This is a genomic window from Armatimonas rosea (assembly GCF_014202505.1).
GTDB classification, from domain to species: Bacteria; Armatimonadota; Armatimonadia; order Armatimonadales; family Armatimonadaceae; genus Armatimonas; species Armatimonas rosea.
Window position 1 is genome coordinate 916,219 of record NZ_JACHGW010000003.1, and the last position, 18,112, is coordinate 934,330.

General features: G+C 61.6%; 17 protein-coding genes. 1 reads left to right on the plus strand and 16 read right to left on the minus strand.

Features of this window, described 5'->3' with window-relative positions; genetic code table 11:
• Position 1: 1 nt before the first annotated feature.
• On the plus strand, positions 2 to 2,047 hold the full coding sequence (locus tag HNQ39_RS19295; protein WP_184200337.1) for a hypothetical protein: 2,046 nt from the start codon (positions 2 to 4) through the stop codon (positions 2,045 to 2,047).
• Here HNQ39_RS19295 and HNQ39_RS19300 read toward each other — a convergent pair.
• The 16 genes from HNQ39_RS19300 to HNQ39_RS19375 form a co-directional block, all read right to left on the minus strand.
• A complete protein-coding gene (locus tag HNQ39_RS19300; RefSeq protein WP_184200340.1) occupies positions 1,993 to 3,150 on the minus strand; it encodes an aminotransferase class V-fold PLP-dependent enzyme in 1,158 nt (385 codons plus the stop codon). The genes HNQ39_RS19295 and HNQ39_RS19300 overlap by 55 nt on opposite strands.
• Positions 3,151 to 3,371: 221 nt before the next feature.
• Positions 3,372 to 4,673 (minus strand): ABC transporter ATP-binding protein, encoded by a 1,302-nt coding sequence (locus tag HNQ39_RS19305; RefSeq protein WP_221290121.1) that lies wholly within the window; start codon positions 4,671 to 4,673, stop codon positions 3,372 to 3,374.
• Positions 4,663 to 5,508, minus strand: coding sequence for an ABC transporter permease (locus HNQ39_RS19310; RefSeq protein WP_184200343.1), 846 nt, complete (start codon positions 5,506 to 5,508; stop codon positions 4,663 to 4,665). Before HNQ39_RS19310 ends, HNQ39_RS19305 begins: the two co-directional genes overlap by 11 nt.
• On the minus strand, positions 5,505 to 6,458 hold the full coding sequence (locus HNQ39_RS19315; RefSeq protein ID WP_184200346.1) for a GDP-mannose 4,6-dehydratase: 954 nt from the start codon (positions 6,456 to 6,458) through the stop codon (positions 5,505 to 5,507). Before HNQ39_RS19315 ends, HNQ39_RS19310 begins: the two co-directional genes overlap by 4 nt.
• Before the next feature lie 186 nt (positions 6,459 to 6,644).
• The gene (gene gmd, locus HNQ39_RS19320; RefSeq protein ID WP_184200349.1) at positions 6,645 to 7,613 is read right to left on the minus strand and encodes a GDP-mannose 4,6-dehydratase; all 969 of its coding nucleotides are present in this window, start codon (positions 7,611 to 7,613) and stop codon (positions 6,645 to 6,647) included.
• A gap of 21 nt (positions 7,614 to 7,634) precedes the next feature.
• Positions 7,635 to 8,459 (minus strand): ABC transporter permease, encoded by an 825-nt coding sequence (locus HNQ39_RS19325; protein WP_184200353.1) that lies wholly within the window; start codon positions 8,457 to 8,459, stop codon positions 7,635 to 7,637.
• Between the two features lie 5 nt (positions 8,460 to 8,464).
• Entirely contained in the window at positions 8,465 to 9,481 is a 1,017-nt protein-coding gene (locus HNQ39_RS30325) for a GNAT family N-acetyltransferase (protein WP_221290124.1), read from the minus strand.
• Entirely contained in the window at positions 9,478 to 9,984 is a 507-nt protein-coding gene (locus HNQ39_RS19335) for an NUDIX hydrolase (protein WP_184200356.1), read from the minus strand. The genes HNQ39_RS30325 and HNQ39_RS19335 overlap by 4 nt, the downstream gene beginning before the upstream one ends.
• A gap of 187 nt (positions 9,985 to 10,171) precedes the next feature.
• The gene (accC, locus tag HNQ39_RS19340) at positions 10,172 to 11,527 is read right to left on the minus strand and encodes an acetyl-CoA carboxylase biotin carboxylase subunit (protein WP_184200359.1); all 1,356 of its coding nucleotides are present in this window, start codon (positions 11,525 to 11,527) and stop codon (positions 10,172 to 10,174) included.
• Positions 11,527 to 11,928 carry a prepilin-type N-terminal cleavage/methylation domain-containing protein gene (locus HNQ39_RS19345; protein ID WP_184200362.1) on the minus strand — a complete coding sequence of 134 codons (402 nt, stop codon included), beginning with the start codon at positions 11,926 to 11,928 and terminating at the stop codon, positions 11,527 to 11,529. The genes accC and HNQ39_RS19345 overlap by 1 nt, the downstream gene beginning before the upstream one ends.
• Positions 11,929 to 12,339: an acetyl-CoA carboxylase biotin carboxyl carrier protein gene (locus HNQ39_RS19350; RefSeq protein WP_184200364.1), complete on the minus strand. Its 411-nt coding sequence runs from the start codon at positions 12,337 to 12,339 to the stop codon at positions 11,929 to 11,931.
• 9 nt (positions 12,340 to 12,348) lie between these two features.
• A complete protein-coding gene (locus tag HNQ39_RS19355) occupies positions 12,349 to 13,488 on the minus strand; it encodes a hypothetical protein (RefSeq protein WP_184200367.1) in 1,140 nt (379 codons plus the stop codon).
• A 40-nt stretch (positions 13,489 to 13,528) separates the two neighbouring features.
• Positions 13,529 to 14,089 carry an elongation factor P gene (efp, locus tag HNQ39_RS19360; protein ID WP_184200370.1) on the minus strand — a complete coding sequence of 187 codons (561 nt, stop codon included), beginning with the start codon at positions 14,087 to 14,089 and terminating at the stop codon, positions 13,529 to 13,531.
• Between the two features lie 88 nt (positions 14,090 to 14,177).
• Positions 14,178 to 16,202: an S-layer homology domain-containing protein gene (locus HNQ39_RS19365; RefSeq protein WP_184200374.1), complete on the minus strand. Its 2,025-nt coding sequence runs from the start codon at positions 16,200 to 16,202 to the stop codon at positions 14,178 to 14,180.
• A gap of 263 nt (positions 16,203 to 16,465) precedes the next feature.
• A complete protein-coding gene (locus HNQ39_RS19370; protein ID WP_184200377.1) occupies positions 16,466 to 16,816 on the minus strand; it encodes a hypothetical protein in 351 nt (116 codons plus the stop codon).
• A complete protein-coding gene (locus HNQ39_RS19375; RefSeq protein WP_184200380.1) occupies positions 16,813 to 17,934 on the minus strand; it encodes an aminopeptidase in 1,122 nt (373 codons plus the stop codon). Before HNQ39_RS19375 ends, HNQ39_RS19370 begins: the two co-directional genes overlap by 4 nt.
• Positions 17,935 to 18,112: the final 178 nt, after the last annotated feature.

Below are 18,112 nucleotides of genomic sequence, written 5' to 3' on the forward strand. Positions count from 1 at the left end.
AGTGAGAGCACGTGGTCTGGTAGCGGCGTTTCTCCTCTTCCTCACGCTACTTCTGTTCCACCGCCCTCTCTTTCTTGGGGAGGCGTTCCTTCCCGCGGACCAGCTGACCCACCTCGCGCCCTGGAAGGGGACACAACGTCCTCCCGTTGCCTGGAATGTCCTGCGCTTCGACGGGATCACGCAGTTCTATCCGTGGCGCTTGCAGGTGGCACGCTCTTGGCGCCAAGGGCAGCTCCCGCTCACCAATCCCTACGCGTTCTCGTCTGAGGGGGGCACGCCGCTCCTAGCAAACTCCCAGTCCGCGCCACTCTATCCGCCCAATCTGATCTTTACTCTACTTGGCGAGACCAATCTCTGGTATGGCTTTGGGCTCTCCGCGGCGCTACATCTTCTCCTTGCCGCTGCGGGAATCTACCGGCTGGCGCGGGCACTCGGGGTCTCGCGGACGGGAGCGCTGCTCGCCTGCACGACGTTCTCCCTCTCCGCCCCCGTGATCTGCTGGCTCTCGCTTCCCACCTTTCTCTGTGCCGCCGCGTGGCTGCCCTGGCTCTTGCTGGCGATCCACCGGCGCTCGGCCCTCTCAGCGGGGTTGCTCGGTGGGCTGGTTCTCCTCTCGGGGCATCTTCAGGTGGCGCTCTTTGTCCTCCTGAGCGCCGGAGCCTACGCCATTGTCCTGTACGGGCGTAGCGCCAAGGCGTGGGGAGGGATCGCGGTGGCGGGGGCACTGGCGCTCTGCCTCGCCGCCCCGCAGGTGCTGCCGTCGCTGGAGCTCTCGAAGCAGTCCCACCGCGCCGCTACCGGCCGTCCTGACCTGGAACTCTTCCGCACCAAGAGTGCGCTCGGGCTCCCGCCGCAGAGCCTGCTGACCTTCACGGCCCCGAACTTTTTTGGGAACCCGACGCAGGGGAGTGGCGTGTACTGGAACGCGAATCGCTTCCCCGACGGTGGAATCGCCCCCAATAACTACGCGGAGTGGGCCAACTATATCGGTGTGGTGCCGTTGCTGCTGGCGCTGCTAGGGGCGATGGCGGCTCCGAAGGCACGGTTCTTTGCGGGGCTGGCGCTCTACACGCTGCTCATGGCCTTTGGGACCTGGGCAAATCTACCGTTCTTCTTTCTCGTTCCTGGCTGGGCCCAGACCGACAACCCCGGACGTATCCTCGTGATCTCCGCCTTTGCCCTCGCGCTGCTGGCGGGCTTTGGGCTCGATGCGCTCCCCAAGGCATCGGTGCGGCTTCGGCTAGGGGTCTTGGTTGGAGTGGTGTTCTCCCTGGCAATCGGGCTGGCGCTGGCCATGAACCATGTGAGCTCTCTACCAAAGACCACAAACATCACCTGGGCCGATGTCTTGGCTATGGGCTTGCCGGGGCTGATGCTCGCGGTGGTCTGGCTGGTGCTGGGGGCGGCGGTGCTCTTGCTGGGGCCAAAACAGCCACTTGTGCGTCCCGTTGCTGTGGGACTTGCCGCGCTGGACCTGCTCTCCTGGGGCTGGGGCTACAACACGACCCTCCCGGCGAAGGCGGTCTATCCCGTGACTCCGGGGATCGCCTGGCTCCAGAGCCACGCCAAGGACGCCCTTATCGCGCCGCTCAACGACCAGTGGAGCAATGGGATCGAGCCGCCCCTCAACGCCGTGCTGCCCCCCAACTCCCTGACGGTCTACGGCCTGCACGACCTGGCGGGCTACGACTCGCTGTTCTACAAGACCGCCAAGGACCGGATCCAAGCTGCCACCAGCGGGGACAACCCGTGCCCACAGCAGAACGGCAATATTGTCTTCATCAAGACGGTTGAGGCGGCGGTGGCGCTGGGGGCCAAGTACATTGTCGCCTCCCCCGACCGCCCACTCGTGCCCGCGTTTGAGGTGGTCTACTCCGGCCCCGACCTAGTGATCTACCACAACCCCGCTGGCACGGACGCCCCGCCGCCCAGCACGACCGTGCCAGGCTCGCTCAAGCTGGGGCTGGCCCTGTCGGGGCTGGCGCTCCTGGCCTACAGCTCGGCGAGCATCGCAAAGGCGCGCTCGAAGTCTTCCTCGGTGTTGTAGTAGGCCATCGAGAGGCGTAGGGCGTCGAACTCGGGCACGGGGCGCAGAAAAGCACGCTTCTCCTCGAGCATCTTGCCCGCAAACGCCCCGATCTGCTCGCCGGTCTTGCCCGCAATCTGGATACTGGTCAGCGCTGACGACTTCTCAAACTCCAGCGGCGTGAGCAGGGTGAAGCGCTCGGGCATCTCTAAGATGCGGCCCTTGACATGGTCGGTGAGCGCTTTTTGGCGTGCCCAGAGGTTCTCAAAGCCGAGCCCCTCTAGCCAGTCGAGGGCGGCGTGCATGGTGGCGAGCACCTGCGCGGGGCGGGTGGCGGCGAGGTCGAAGCGCTGCGCACCGGGTGCCCAGGAGCCGTGGTTGCTAAAGTCCATCGTCCCCATCCCGACCATCGTCGGGGTGAGCTCGTCCTCAAAGCCCGCCCGCACATAGAGCAGCCCGACCCCATTGGGGCCAAAGAGCCACTTGTGCCCATTGGTGATGTAGAGATCGCAGCCGAGCGCGTGGAGGTTGATGGGGAACTGCCCCGCGGCTTGGGCACCGTCGATGTAGCTCACGATCCCCCGCGCCCGCGCCCAGTCCGAGAGGGCCTTGGCATCGGTGCGGAGGCCGGTGTTGCAGCAGACATGCGAGCCCACCAGGAGCTTGGTACCTGCCGTGACCTGCGCCTCCAGCGACTCCTGCATGGTCTCAAAATCTTCGGAGAGGACAAAGCGGATCAGCCGCGCCTTGCCGATCTTCTCCAGGTAGCCAAAGACCATGTTGGTGGTGGGGTACTCGTGGTCGGAGATGAGGACATCGACCGGGCCGCCTGCCCCCCAGTGCTCCCAGGGCAGGGCGAGGGCAACATTGAGACTGACCGTCGCATTTCCCGTAAACGCCAGCTCGCTATCGTCGCAGCCGAAGACCCCCGCCAGCCGTGCCCGCGCGGTCGCTGCCTTCTGCTGAATCTCGCAGTACCCCAGGTAGCCGCCCACCTCCACCCGCCGGGTGTTCTCCAGCAGCGCCTCCACCACGGGGGCCGCGCAGATACCCTTGGTCCCCGAGTTGACCTGAAGGATCTCCGTGAGCGCGGGCATCCCCGCACGAATCTGATCGATATTCATGGGGGGGATTGTACCAGAGATTGTGGCGTGGAAGCCTAGACGGGAAGCCAGGACGGTGAACGTCCGGCTATGGGGCCTTCGGCCGCCTCCTCGTGCCTCGTCGGTACGCGTTTGTTCCGAGCGGAGCGAGGCGGCGGAGGCACGACGCCCCATAGCCTGACGATTTCCGTCAAGGTTTACCGTCGAGGGCAATCACACGAAGCCTTCACGGCAGGCAACGGCTACGCGGCTTGGAGCCCCGACGCATCCGCGGGAGGGCTGAGAAGAACGTCGCTGCCGGGGATTAGCTCGGTCTTGTAGCGGCAGGTGTAGGCGCCGGGGAGGGTGAGGGTTGCCTGCGCGGCATCGGGGTCCACGGCCACCTCCAGGGTGCCGGCGTGCTCGATGGTATCGAAGTCCTCGATCTCCGGGCGGCCCAGGGAGACCCCGAGCGTGTAGAGGCCCGGCTTGAGGAGCAGCTCACCGAGGGTGAAGCGGACACGGGCGGTCTCACCGGGCTCTAGGCGGACCAGCTTACCGTGCAGCGCCGATGAGCAATCGATCAGGCGGTAGGTATTGGAGTCGGCGATCCAGAGGGTGACCGCGGCATCGGTGAGGACCTGCTCGGCCTGGACCGTCAGCTCAAACTGCACCGCATGGCCGTTGTAGACCAGGGGCTGGGGCGTGCCATCGGGGGCGAAGGGTTGGACCCCGAGCGAGAGAAAGCGCCCCGCACCACTGCCCGAGCGCTGGGCATGGGTCAGGTCGCCGCCGAGGTCCGCACCGGAGCGGGTCATGAGCTGGTAGGTCGCCGCCACCCGGGCCACGGGGCCGTCTTCGTGGAGCTGCCCGCCGTGCAGGAGCAGGGCACGGTTGCAGAGCGCGGTGACCGCGGCGAGGTTATGGCTCACAAAGAACACGGTTCGCCCACTGCCCGCCACCTCCTGCATCTTGCCCAGGCACTTCTTCTGAAACTCCGCATCGCCCACGGCTAAGACTTCATCGACAATCAGAATCTCCGGGTTCAGGTTCGCCGCCACCGCGAAGCCCAGGCGCATGGTCATCCCCGACGAGTACCGCTTGACGGGGGAGTCTAGGTGCAGCGCGACCCGTGGGCCGGCAAAGTCGATGATCTCGTCGAAGCGGCTCTCGATCTCCTTGCGGCTCATCCCTAGGATCGCGCCGTTCATAAAGACATTCTCCCGGCCCGTCAGCTCCGGGTGAAAGCCCGTCCCTACTTCCAGAAGGCTCCCGACTCGTCCATAGAGCGCGATCTCCCCCTCAGTGGGCTCCGTGATGCGCGAGAGCAGCTTCAGCAGCGTGGACTTGCCCGCCCCATTGTGCCCGATCAGCCCGACCACCTCGCCTTGATGGACATCGAAGCTCAGGTTACGCACCGCCCAGAAGTCCTCTTTGGGGGGCTGCTTGCCACGGAGCGCCGATAGCAAGTTCTCGGTCAGGGTGCCAGGACGAGTCCCGCGGGGGGCGATTCGGTAAAGCTTTCCCAGGTTCTCGACCCGGAGCATGCGGGTGCTAGATGACATCGGCGAACCTCCGCTCCTGCATGCGGAAGATCAGCAGGCCGCCCAGGAGGATCACCACACTGGAGACCGCCGCGTAGCCCACCTGCCACGCCGCGATCCCCAGGCTCCCGCCCATCAGCGACCAGCGAAAGCCCTCGATCAGGATGGCGGCGGGGTTGAAGAGCAGGTAGAGCGCGCCTAGTGCCCCGAGCTTTCCCGCCATCTTCGCCAGCGGCCACTGCACCGGGGAGAAGACCATCAGGGAGTTCAGCCAGACCGGGAGGACAAACTGCACATCGCGGTAGGAGACCATCAGGGCCGCCATCATCATCCCGACCCCCAGCGCCATCGTGGCAAGTGCGGCAAACCAGAGCGGCAGCGTGAGAATCGCCAGGGTCGGCATCACGTGGAAAAACGGCATCAGCAGCAGGAACGCCCCCAGCGCCACCAGCGTATCCACCTGCGCCGCGACAGTCGAGGCAACCGGGAGGGTCAGGCGGGGGAAGAACACCTTGGAGAGCATCGCACTATTGCCGACCAGGCAGGTGCTGATCTTAAAGATCGAGAGCCCAAAGACCGTCCAGGCGATCTGCCCGGAGAAGGCACGCAGAAAGAACGCGGGGTCCCCCTGGGCGAAGCCTGCCACCTTTCCAAAGACAAAGCTCGCGATTCCGGCGGTAAGGAGCGGCTGGAGCACGACCCAGATCACCCCGAGGGCGGTCTGGCGGTAGCGCAGGAGGATCTCCCGCTGCGCAAAGGTGCGTACCAGCTCTCCGTACTGGGTTAGTTCGTGAAGGTTTAGTGCCGCCAGCCCTTGAGGCGGGCGAACCAGAATCAGCGGCTTTGTCTCGGTCACCAGATATCGACTCCTGTGGAGCGCCACCATGTGAGGGTCTCCAACAGAGTATCGGTAAGGGAGTGGGTCGTTCTCCAGCCCGTGAGCGAAGAAAGCAGCGCCGACGAGCCAATGCACTGGGGCATGTCCGACGGCCGCAGGCGCGCGGGATCGAGCTCAACGGAGACATCGACTTTTGCAAAGCCAAGCAGCGTGTCCAAAATCGTCTGGATCGCGACCGCGTCTCCGCTGGCCACATTGACAACGCGCCACGGGGCGGGCTCTAGCTCACAGAGCAGGAGACGATAGGCCCGGACAACATCGCGCACATCGAGGAAGTCCCGCTTGGCCTCTAGGTTGCCGACACGCACTACGGGCGTATCCAGCCCACGCTCGATCCGCGCGAGCTGCCGCGCAAAGCCGGGGGCGACAAACACGGGGGTCTGGCGCGGCCCGGTGTGGTTGAAGGCACGGGTCACCGTGATGGAGAGGCTCCCCGAGGCAAGCGGCGCGATCTCGGTCTCCATCTCGGCCTTGGACTGGGCATACGGACCCTCTGGGCGGAGCGTGTCGTCCTCGCGGGCGGGCTTGCCAGGCTCTGTGGTGCCGTAGACATAGCCCGTGCTGGCGAGGTGCAGGCGGCAGGGCTTGCCCCGCTCCGCCACGGCCTCGACCAGTAGCTTGGTGGCATCGACATTGGCGGCACGAATCACCGCCGCATCCGTGCCCGCCCCCGACGCAAAGCCCGCCAGATGAAAGATGAAATCGGGATCGCTTTGCTCTAGCGCCTGGCGAATCTTGGCAGGTTCGCGCAGGTCGGCCTCCAAGAGCGGCATGTTGTCCGGGAGCAGCGCCCCGGAGGTCTGCCCGTAGGTCGTGCCAAAGAGCTGTGCCTGCGGGTAGTGTGCCGCCAGCTCCGCCGCCAGATACCCCCCGACAAACCCGGTTGCACCGGTAATGAGAATACGCATGGTTTTTAATTTTGACCGCCCCGGTTAGAGCGGGGCGTCTCGCCCCCGTTGGAGGGGGGCGTCTCGCTGTCCTCGTACCTCGGACACAAAGGGCGCTTCGCGCCCATGGCCGAAGGCCTTCGTGTCGGAGCCTGCGACGACAGATAGACGCCCCCCTCCAACGGGGGCGGTCACAACGGGAGTACCCTACTTCCGGGCTTCCAGACGGGCCAGATCGGAGTCTACCATCATGTGCACCAGCTCCTTGAAGCTGGTCTTAGGGGTCCAGCCCAGCTTGGCCTTGGCCTTGGCCGGGTCCCCGATCAGCAGGTCCACCTCCGCAGGGCGGATGAAGCGCGGGTCGATCACGACATACTTCTGCCAGTCCAGCCCGGCACGCTCAAAGGCGACCTCGACCAGCTCCTGAACGGTGTGGGTCTCCCCGGTAGCGACCACGTAGTCATCCGGCGCGTCCTGCTGGAGCATCAGCCACATCGCCTCGACATAGTCGCCGGCAAAGCCCCAGTCGCGCTTGGCATCCAGGTTGCCCATGCGCAGCTCATTGGCCAGCCCGAGCTTGATCTTGGCGACCCCATCGGTCACCTTGCGGGTTACAAACTCCAGCCCACGGCGCGGCGACTCGTGGTTGAAGAGAATCCCGCTCACGGCAAAGAGATTGTAGCTCTCGCGGTAGTTGACCGTGATGAAGTGCCCGTAGACCTTGGCGACACCGTAGGGGCTGCGGGGATAGAACGGCGTCTCCTCACGCTGGGGAACCTCCAGGACCTTCCCGTACATCTCCGACGAGCTCGCCTGGTAGAAGCGGATCTTGGGATCGACCGCACGCACGGCCTCTAGAACCTTAGTCACACCCAGCGCGGTAAACTCGCCGGTCAGGACGGCTTGGGACCAAGAAGTCGGGACAAAGCTCTGCGCCGCGAGGTTGTAGACCTCATCGGGCTGGGCGGTCTCAAGCGCCTTGATCAGGGAGTACTGGTCCAGCAGGTCCGCCTGGATCAGCTGGATGCGGTCGCGCAGGTGCTCGATACGCTCGTAGCTCTCGGTGCTGGAGCGCCGGACGACGCCGAAGACCTCGTAGCCCTTGGACAGTAGTAGCTCGGTTAGGTAGGACCCATCCTGGCCCGTGATGCCGGTGATTAGTGCACGCTTGCTCAAATGTTTAAGCTCCTCAAGATATTAGATGTACTCTGCAAAACGGGGTTCGTTGCGCTTGAACACAACAAACCCCACCACGAGATAGACCAGCGCTGTTGCCAGCGCGGTGCCCACATAGGGCCACAGCGAGCCCAGGTTTCCCTGAGCCGGATCGATTGCACGTAGCCAGCCGGTCTGGGGGAAGGCCAGCCGACGACCCGCTTCGATAAGCGCCGCGATCGGATTCAGCAGGTAGACGCCCTGCCACTGGCGCGGTACCTGATGAAGCGGGTAGATATTGGGAACCAGAAATCCCCAAAGGCTCAAGACTATCCCCACCAGGTGCCTGATGTCGCGAAAATAGAGGTTCGCACAGGCCAGCAACATTCCCCAACCAATCGCTAATAACACTATTATGCCTGCTATGGGGATGCTCAGTAGGATCCAAGGCCCTGGACGCACATGAAATAGTAGTAATAACGGGATCAGCCCCACCAGCCCAAACCCAAAATCTACGACTTTGGAGAGCACCGCCGCCACAGGAAAGACCTCGCGGGGGAAGTAAACCTTGGTAATGAGATTCAGGTGGCTCACCAAACTCTCGGTGGCGGCGGTGAGGGCCGACGAAAACAAGTTCCAGTAGAGCACCCCAAAATAGGCAAAGACCGGGTAGGGGAGCCCACCGGTGTTGGAGCGCATGATGATCTGCCCGACAATGCTAAAGATCAGCGCGGTCGCCAGCGGGTAGAGCATCGCCCAGGCGTAGCCCAGAACGGACTGTTTGTAGCGCGTCTTGACGTCCCGCCCGATCAGCCCAAGGATGAGCTCTCGGTAGGCAGGCGAGCGGAAGGGAAGAGGCGCAGACACAGTGCCTATTGTACCGCACCCGTATTTTTACCAGGTCGCACCATCTCCACATGAGGAATCCCGTCCTCGTCGTAGGTTTCTGAGACCGCCACGAAGCCGAGCTTGCCGTAAAAATGGAGCAGATACGCCTGCGCCGAGATACGAATCCCCGTCTCCGGCCAGAGCCGCTCCGCCTCCGCGATCCCCCGCCGCATCAGCTCCTGCCCGAGCCCCGTCCCCCGCACCGAAGCCGCCGTACAGACCCGCCCAATGCTCGCCTCTGCATACTTCACTCCCGGCGCAAAGAGCCGCAGACACGCCACGAGTTGCCCGTCACCAGCGCGCCCCAGCAAGTGCCGCGCCTTCTGGTCGTAGCCATCCGCATCCAGATAGACACAGTCCTGCTCCACCACAAAGACCTCTTGGCGAAGCCGCATCAGGTCGTAGAGCTCCCAGGTATTGAGCTTACCGAACGTACGCCAGAACCAGCGTTCTTCGGGGCCGCTATGACCTGTCCAAATAATATTCTTTTGCTCTAGCGACTCTGCCAGAGCGGACAGGCATTCCTTAAAATCGGTGGCACGAACGGGGCGTTTTTCCATATCATGCCAGTACTCGATAACCTGACCAAATCTTCCTCCTGTGGCTGGAGCATAGTCAAAGCAGTCATAGTCACCAACACAATCCATGGTGAAAGGAATCCAACGTGAGTGCCACCAAGCAGAGCGAACGCCTGGGTCGCTGATACACTTATGGTCGGACGCATAACCCCAGTCTTGGTAGCTCTCTTGGGCACTACGCCACTGCGTCAAAATCTCATTGACAGGGAGCAGGGCACCTCGTCCAACTAAAGTAATCTCGTCATTTTGCCCGTTGTGCCGTTTTAGAGACTCACGAAAATCATCCAGGAAATTCATGCCGAGAACCCTCTCTACGGCAATAATTTCCTCGTCTGTCGCCCCCGGGTTAAGGCTCGCAAAGACCTGTGGAAACTGCGTTTCCAACTCGCGCTCGATCCGCTCCCAGAGTTCGGTGATTGTCATACTGAGGCTTCTCCAGGGAGACGATTCAAAAGAACCTGCACGCCGTCGAGCTCTCTGTAGAACCAGAGTGTCCCCAGTGGGCACTCGCCACGAAGATAGGTGAGAAGGGGCTCACGGACGGCGATCCAGTGAATCTCAGCTAGAAGCGCAGGAGCTTCCGCGAGCGGCACCAGCGCTACTTGCAGAATCTCGTTGTCGGGATCGGCGCTCTTGAGCTCACCCGTCCAGTTCTCCACCTCAAAGATATGGGCTATGGTCTGCTCTCGCCGGTCAGGGTGATCAATCTGCATGGCGTAGGCCAGCCGCCCGACTTTCTCGACAGACGCCCCTGTCTCCTCGGCGATCTCCCGGACCAGCGCCTCCTGAAACAGCTCCCCCGGCTCGACCATCCCGCCGGGCAGGAGCCAGAGCGGCGGGCGGGTCGTAAACTCCTGCTGGATCAGCACGATACTCTCGCCCTGGCGGAGAATCCCCACCGCGACATGGTTGATCTTGTAGGTCATGCGCCGGTCACACGCCAAATGGACGGGTGGCGGATATCGGACGGGCGCATAAATGGGCCCGCTGTTGCGGCAAGGAGGCTAAAGCCCCCTCGAATCGCATCTGGTATCCGTGACCGGGTAGGCCCATTTATGGGTCTTGCCGCACCAGCGGGCTGGTTTACCCGCCCACTGGCACGCGCGCCGACGATCACAGTCCGAGCTCCTCCATCAGTTTGGGGAGGAACTTGGTAGAGACATCGTTGGTGCGGTAGCGCTCGTCGGCGAGGATCTGCTTGAGGAAGCTGATATTGGTCGGCAGCCCTTCAATGCGTGTCTCGCTGAGGCAGCGCTCCATGCGACGGATGGCCTCATCGCGGTCCACGCCCCAGACAATCACCTTGGCGAGGTTGCTGTCGTAGTAGGGCGGGACGGTGTAGTTGGAGTAGATCTGGGTGTCCACGCGGACCCCGAGGCCACCGGGCAGGAGCACCTCGCCCATCTTGCCCGCCGACGGCGCGAAGTTCTTGGCGGGGTCTTGCGCGGTGACACGGCACTCAATGGAGTGCCCCTTCCATTCAATGTCCTCTTGCTTGAGCGAGAGCGGCTCGCCCGCGGCGATCCGAATCTGCCACTGGATCAGATCTACCCCCGTGACAAACTCCGTGACGGGGTGCTCGACCTGGATGCGGGTGTTCATCTCCATGAAGTAGAACTCACCGCTCGGGGTGTAGATAAACTCCACGGTGCCCGCGTTGGCATAGCCCGCCGCCGCCCCCGCCTTCACCGCCGCCGCCCCGATCGCCATGCGCTGCTCGTAGGTGAGGGTGGGGGACGGTGCCTCTTCGACCACTTTCTGGTGGCGGACGGTCTGGACGGAGCACTCGCGCTCCCCGAGGTGGATGCCGTTGCCGTGCTCATCGAAGAGAACCTGCACCTCGATATGGCGCATCTCGCGGATGTACTTCTCCAGGTAGAGCCCGCCATTGCCAAAGGCAGCCTCGGCCTCGGCCTGGGCGACTTTGAATTGCTTGAGCAGGTCGTCTTCGTCCTCGACAATGCGAATTCCGCGCCCACCGCCGCCGGCGGTCGCCTTCATGATGACCGGGTAGCCGATCTGCAAGGCGAGCTTGAGCGCATCGGCCTCACTCTCCAGGATACCCTCGGAGCCGGGGACGGTGGGAACTCCCGCCGCCTGCGCCGTGGCTCGCGCCGTGGCCTTGTCGCCCATCTTCTCAATCGCAGTGATCGGGGGGCCGATAAACTTGATGCCGCACTGCTCGCAGATCTCGGCAAAGCTGGCGACCTCGGAGAGGAAGCCATAGCCGGGATGGATGGCCTGTGCGCCGGTGTTGAGGGCGGCAGCGATGATATGGGGGATATTGAGATACGAGTCCTTGGACGGGCCGGGGCCCACACAGACCGTTTCATCGGCGAGGCGCACCGGGAGCGAGTCACGGTCGGCGTCGGAGTGGATCTGGACGGTCTTGATGCCCATTTCCTGGCAGGCACGAATAATCCGAACCGCGATTTCGCCACGGTTGGCAATGAGAATCTTTGTGAACATTACTGTCCTTGTACGGAGTTAGGAAGGTTAAGGGCGTTGCCCACGCGGCCCGGAAGCGCGGTGGGGCTGGTCACTTCGCCCGTCTGAGGGTTGTACTGGAGCGGCTGCTTGCTCACCGAGTCGATCAGCATCTCGTCGGTGACCCCGTAGCGCTTGAGCTCCTGGAGGTTGGCGGGCAGGCGCTCCTCGTTGTCCATCTTGTACATCGTGATGGCCTGCTGGATCTGGGAGACATAGCTAATGGTCCCCACCTGCTGTGCCCGCTGTTTGGGGGCAAGAGTCGGCTTGCCCGAGGCATCTTTCCCGCCCCCGGTCAGGCGGGGGATCACGATGGCGGCGAGGATGCCGATGATGACAATCACCACCAGGATCTCAACCAGCGAAAACGCGCGTCGTCTCATCTAGCTAGCCTCCGGGGTGAGCTCGATCAGGGCCTGGCCGTACTCCACGGGCTGGCCCTCCTCGACAAGAAGCGCTGCGATTGTCCCCGCAATCGGGGCCTTGCAGTCGCTGAGAAGATGCATCGTGTCGATCTGCCCGAGGGGCTGCCCGGCCTTGACCTTCTCCCCAACAGCGACACGGGCAAGGTGAAAGACTCCCACGTGCTCGGCAGTCACAAAGCTCGGCTTGGGAGCCTGGGAGAGAGCGGTGCCTCCCTCGCTAGTGCTGGCGACCGCCGCAGGAGCGACAGTAAGGGCCGGCGGGTTGCGCCGCATCCGCAGGGTCGCGCCCTCGTGACGGACCTCGATCTCGGTGAGCTTTGGAACCGCTCCAAAGAGCGCTGCAAAGCCTTCGATCTGTTCGTGATTCATGATAATGGTCTAAATTTTCTTCGTGAAGATACACCACTCGACAACCTGGAGCGCCTTGGAGATGATCATCAGGGAGAACGCTCCCACCAGCGCCCACTGCACGGGATCGCTGGGGCGGGTGAGCTTCAGCCCGCTCTCCTGGCTACTGGCAAACGAGAGCTTAGCCGCAAGATGCTCAATCCCCGACATGCTCGCGGAGATCCCCATGCGCATCAGAGGAGCAAAGAGCACACACAGTGCCAGGGTCACCACGATGGTGATGGGCATGATTATCTTGTATTTCTCGGACTGGTGGTCGTTGTAGATCACGCAGTTTCGGCAGCGCTCGGCCTTCTGTGCATCGGTGAGAAAGACCTTCGCGGCTGCCGAGGTCCCCGGTGCCGAGGGGTTGGCGTAGTTGTACTGCGACGCGGGAGCCATCTCAAGCTGGACGCCGCCCTGCTGGCTCTTGCCCGCGGCGGCATTGACGATATCCTGCTCGCAGTAGCACCCGCGGCGCTGGCGCCAGCAGGCATCCCGCTTTTGGTAGATAGGGCAGTGGGGGCGGACCCAGTCGCGACAGTAGTTGCCCTCCCAGCACTTTCCAATGAGTGAGGTGCGCAGAGGCTTTTGCTCACGCTTCGCCCCCGCCCCGAGCTGAAGCCCGGCGGTCTCGGTCTCGGCGCCGCGGCGCAGGACTGCCCCGGTGAACTTGGCGATAATATCGCGTACTACCAGGATAAACCCAATCGCCCCCGGAGCCATCGCCGCAAAGGGAAAGGCTTCGAGTGCCTTGGCAGTACCAATGGACGCCTTCTCTCCACCCAGCATGGGGAAGAGAAAGGGGAGCCCCAGCCCCAGTAGCGCTGCGGCGATCAGCAGGACATAGCCCGCGAGCTCCTCAAACCAGAAGAGAACCGCGACACAGACCGCGCCAACCCCCAGCCCGATTGTCATTGCCTTAGCAGCCAAGGCGATATTGCCCAGCATGATGTTTTGCTTGGCAACATCCCAACTTGCAAAGCCCCCCAAGCCCACAAAGACGCCGTAGAGCAGGTAGGCAAGCCCAAGCCCTGCGACGACAAATGCGATCGTCATTGCCAGGTTGATAAAGGCGTAGACAACAGGGGGAATATAGACGCCGCCCTCGTCGGACTCTTCTCTGCTCATGAGGAACTCTCCTTGCTACCGTCTCTACCAGAATCTTAGATCAGGACTTCACGCGCTCCAGGTAGCTATCGGTGCGTGTGTCGATCTTGAGCTTGTCGCCAACATTGATAAAGAAGGGGACCTGTACCACCACACCCCCCTCCACTGTCGCAGGCTTAGACCCACCCGAAGCAGTGTCGCCACGCACACCGGGATCGGTCTCAATGACCGCCAGCTCCATAAAATCCGGGACATTGACCTGAAGGATCTGCTCTTTATGCGAGACGGCCTGAACCTCCATGTTCTCCTTCATGTACTTTGCCTGCGCGCCAATGACCGTGGCAGAGACACCGATCTGCTCAAAGGTATCCATGTCCATCAGGAAGTACTCACCGTCTTGCTCGTAGAGGTACTGCATTGGCTTGCGCTCCAGGTAGGCAGCCTCCATCTTCTCACCGGCACGCCAGGTCTTGTCGAGGGTGCGTCCCGTACGCAGGTTCTTGAGGGTCGAGCGCACAAAGGCACCACCCTTACCTGGCTTGACATGCTGAAAATCCACAATGGTGTAGATATCGTTATCGTAGATGAGAGAGAGGCCGTTGCGGAAATCGCTGGTATCCAATCGAAAACACTCCTTAAAAAACTGACGCTATTATAGCATGAAAAAGGCCCCCGGCTTTCGCCGGGGGCCCTCTGTGGGATTACCCTACTTAGAACTTAACCGAGAACTGCCCGGCCACGACTCCACCCTTCTGGATGTTGTCGGTTGCTGCTGCAGAGCCGTTGAACGCGGCGTTGGAGCGGCCGTTGTAGTCGGCGATCTGGTAGAGAAGGCGGAACGCGGTCGCCGGGTTGAAGTCAAACCGGTAGCCAATGTTCGTGAACATCTCACGGGGCTTGGTGGCTGCACCCGCACGGGTGTAGTCGGTGGCCTCGGTGGAGACTTCCAGCGAGGAAGGACCGGTGACCTGCCACTTCAGACCGTAGCCCAGGTTCTGGATCTTGTCATTGGTGGTAAGACCGCCCAGACCCGTCGCCTTGCCCGTACCCTGGTAGTCCTGAGCGGACGCCATCAGCTCGATGCGGTTGCTGAGGTTGTAGGAAACCTTACCGTAGGCACCCTTGATGTCGGTGGGGTTCTGGAAGGAGCCCACACGAGCCCAGGCACCCGGAGCGCCGAAGTAAGGTCCGATGTTGCGGTAGCCACCGGCGAGCATGAAGTTGCCCTTACCGATCTGCGCGTTCACATCAAGAGCCTCGTTCTGCTTGGTGGTAACCTTCTTGCTACCGATCTGGGTGTCGGCCTTGGCGTACTTACCAACAACCGTCAGGCCCAGCAGGCGGGTGGAGAGATCCGCACCATAGACATTGACGGTGTCGAAGTTCGCAGCACCCGCTGCGGCCTGCGAACCACCACCAAAGCTAAGGTAGGTTGCATTCACATTGAACTTGGTCAGGAAGTTGACATTGACATTGGCGGTACCACCAGCGAACTGGTTGACAGCCATGCCGCCAATGCGACCTGCAGTTCCGAAGACACCAATGGTGTTGGCGCGGGTCAGACCACCCACGTAGCCACCGCGGAAGGCACCGGCCATCACACCAGGAGTCAGGTTGCCCGAGCCAAATCCGTAGTTAACGGGGTTGACCTTACCAGCCTGAGTCGTGAAGTTGATGCCCTGAATGCGGAAGTTCGCACGCAGACCGTCGGTGGGGATGGTACCGGCATCGGTCTTCTGGTTGGTGAAGTAGGAGTCCTGATCAGGTGTCTTGAAGGTGTAGTCCCCAAACTTGGTGGGGATACGACCAACGGTCACACCGGTGCTACCAAGGACAGGCAGGCTGGTTCCGGTGCTCAGGTGGGCAGACCAAAGGGTGGTTGCCTGATCCTGGTTGACCTTTGCGCCACCACGATCGGAGCGAGGGCCCGCGCCACCACCAAGGTAGGGCAGGTAGTTACCGACCGTCAGGTTGGCCTCGAAGGTCACGTTGTCGTTGGGGGTGGACTTGAGGTTCAGGTCCAGGTCGTGCAGAGCACGGGTGTCGGCCAGGATGCCACCGCTGGTGCCAGGACCACCGGTAACCACAAAGCCGTCCTTGTCACGGAAGCCGGTGACAGGAATGCCTGCCGCCGCATCGCCGTCGCGGAAGTTGCCACGAACATAGGTGTTGAAGCCACCCGTGATCTTAAGGCGCTTCTTCCACTCTGCCTCAAGGGCATCGACGCGCCCTTCCAGGCTCTTCAGACGCTTCTTCACCGCATCGACATCCACGCCGAGGGTGGTGAGCTCCGTCTGGAACTCCGCAACCATCTTGCGGATCAGCTCAAGATCTGCCTTAGAGACGCCGCCAGTTCCACCGCCCTGATTCGCGTGGGCATGGTCTTTGTCAGCTTTACCAGCAAGGCCTTCCTCAAGAGCCGTCTTGGTTGCGAAACCAGACGTGTCCACTTCGGTGGGCTTGGGGAAGTCGTGGGTGTGGTTCTTCATCGCGTAGCGCTGATCAAGGATGTCCAGCAGACGAGCAAGCATGACTGCCATCTCGTAGCGGGTCAGGGTGCGCTTGCCATGGAACTGGCCGTCTGGATCGCCGATGATGATCTTGAGCTGCGCGAGCTTGTCGATGGCCTGGTAGGCCCAGTGGTCGTTCGGGACGTCCTTGAACGGACCGTCCTGCGCCAGCACCGGGGCGGTGGACATTGCCAGGGCCGCGGTTGCGAGGAGCGCTTTCTTCATGTTTTGAATTCCCTCCGAGTTTTGTCGGTCAGCTTTAGTGAGGACCCAAATCACAGCTCTGAGGGTGTTGGGGTAGTATCCCAGTTGCCTTCCCAGCACCACCAGCCCGTTTTTCGAGTTCCTTTAAACCGCCGTAACAACCCTCTAAGACCCCAACATTACTATCAGGGTTTCACCTTTTTTTTGGAAATATTTCCGGGAGGTAGTGTACCTAAGTTAAGAAACAAAGGCAACCCTCCCACAATAATCGAGCAAAGGTTCTTCTAGGAGCGGTTGTATGGGAACGTAAAGCGAGCATCTGTGGTGAGCATAAACCCACGCTTTGCTGCATGGCGCGCCTCTTTACCAAAGAACTGGTCGAGCCAGTACGCCACCGTCTCTTCGTCGACTCGGTCACCCTCAGGGTGGATCAAGGCGAACTCATAGCTCCAGACCCCGGTCTTAGGGTCCGACTCCAGGGTGAGCTCGAGGGTGAGGCCGTCCACGTAGCGCCGGTAGCGGTCGCGGTCGATCAGGCCATGTGGCTGGAGTGCGGCAAGGGAGAGAGGCTCGCTGTTGGCAAGTGTCCACATCTCCTGAACGATCTGCCGATCCCGCTCGGCAGTGCGTCTCATTTGAGGTTCTCCGGATTAAGGCCTTGGAGATCGTCGGGGACAAAGAGCCCATCTTTGCGGATCAGCTCGCCATCGAAGTAGAGCTCACCGCCGCCATACTCCGGGCGCTGGATATAGACCAAGTCCCAGTGCACCTGGCTACGGTTCCCATTGTCGGCGATGGTGTAGGCCTGACCTGGCGTAAAGTGGAAGCTCCCCGCGATCTTCTCATCAAAGAGCGTGTCGCGCATGGGCTCCAGGACATAGGGGTTAAAGCCCAGGGAGAACTCGCCAATGTAGCGGGCTCCCTCATCGCTGTCTAAAATCTGATTCAGGCGCTCGGTCTGTGCGGGGCTCGATGCGGTTGCGGTGACGATCTTACCACCGGTGAGCTCAAAGCGAATCCCCTCAAAGAGGCTACCTTGGTAGAGTGAGGCGGTGTTGAACTGAATATAGCCCTCAACGGAGTCTCGTACGGGAGCGGTGAAGCACTCACCGTCGGGAATATTGCGCTCACCGTAGCACATGATCGCCCCAATATTCTTTATCGAGAAGCGCAGGTCCAGCGTCTCCCCCGTCAGGCGCACCTGGTCAGCGGCGGCCATGCGCTTCTGGAGCGGGAGCATCGCCTGGTGCATCTTATTGTAGTCTAGGGTGCAGACATCAAAGTAGAACTTCTCAAATGCCTCCGTGCTCATTCCTGCTGCCTGCGCAAAGGCGGGTGTGGGGTAGCGCAGCACTGCCCACTTGGTATGATTCACTCTCTGGTCGGCTACGGGGCGCCACCAGAGGTTCTGGTAGAGAGCCATCTTCTCCGCGGGCACATCACTGAGCTCCAGGCTGTTGAGAGACCCCCGCACGCCGAAGTAGGCATCCATGGTTTTCATACGCTCTAGCTCATGCTTGCCGATCGCCTCCATCTGCTCTGATGTGGCATGGGTATAGAGCGCCCGTAGCACGCGGTTCGAGCGGGTCTCCACAAAGGGAATCGCCCCAACAGCAACCACTGCTTCGATAAGTGCTTGGGTGAAGGTATCCGGCGTATCGAAGGTTTCAATAAGAACGCGCTCGCCCGCGCGTAGGCGAGCAGAGTGGGAGACCAAGACACGGGCGAGTTGAGAAAGACGAGGATCAGACATGGGAGTATTCTACCTGAAAAGAAAGTTCATAATAATCTCGTAATCTTCTTGACACAGTAGGGATGTCGCGATAATATTCTCCTTGCGCCTCGGCCAAGACCGAAGCAAGTAGCTAACAGAAATGATAGTTACTGACGAACTTTAACAATAAAATAGTGTTTTACAGATAGCTTTGTAA

Coding starts and splice junctions, on each gene's coding strand:
- HNQ39_RS19300 (WP_184200340.1), bottom strand. CDS start 3,150: ATGAATATCGATCAGATTCGTGCGGGGATGCCCGCGCTCACGGAGATC.
- HNQ39_RS19305 (WP_221290121.1), bottom strand. CDS start 4,673: ATGTCATCTAGCACCCGCATGCTCCGGGTCGAGAACCTGGGAAAGCTT.
- HNQ39_RS19315 (WP_184200346.1), bottom strand. CDS start 6,458: ATGCGTATTCTCATTACCGGTGCAACCGGGTTTGTCGGGGGGTATCTG.
- HNQ39_RS30325 (WP_221290124.1), bottom strand. CDS start 9,481: ATGACAATCACCGAACTCTGGGAGCGGATCGAGCGCGAGTTGGAAACG.
- HNQ39_RS19335 (WP_184200356.1), bottom strand. CDS start 9,984: ATGACCTACAAGATCAACCATGTCGCGGTGGGGATTCTCCGCCAGGGC.
- accC (WP_184200359.1), bottom strand. CDS start 11,527: ATGTTCACAAAGATTCTCATTGCCAACCGTGGCGAAATCGCGGTTCGG.
- HNQ39_RS19345 (WP_184200362.1), bottom strand. CDS start 11,928: ATGAGACGACGCGCGTTTTCGCTGGTTGAGATCCTGGTGGTGATTGTC.
- HNQ39_RS19350 (WP_184200364.1), bottom strand. CDS start 12,339: ATGAATCACGAACAGATCGAAGGCTTTGCAGCGCTCTTTGGAGCGGTT.
- HNQ39_RS19355 (WP_184200367.1), bottom strand. CDS start 13,488: ATGAGCAGAGAAGAGTCCGACGAGGGCGGCGTCTATATTCCCCCTGTT.
- HNQ39_RS19365 (WP_184200374.1), bottom strand. CDS start 16,202: ATGAAGAAAGCGCTCCTCGCAACCGCGGCCCTGGCAATGTCCACCGCC.
- HNQ39_RS19370 (WP_184200377.1), bottom strand. CDS start 16,816: ATGAGACGCACTGCCGAGCGGGATCGGCAGATCGTTCAGGAGATGTGG.
- HNQ39_RS19375 (WP_184200380.1), bottom strand. CDS start 17,934: ATGTCTGATCCTCGTCTTTCTCAACTCGCCCGTGTCTTGGTCTCCCAC.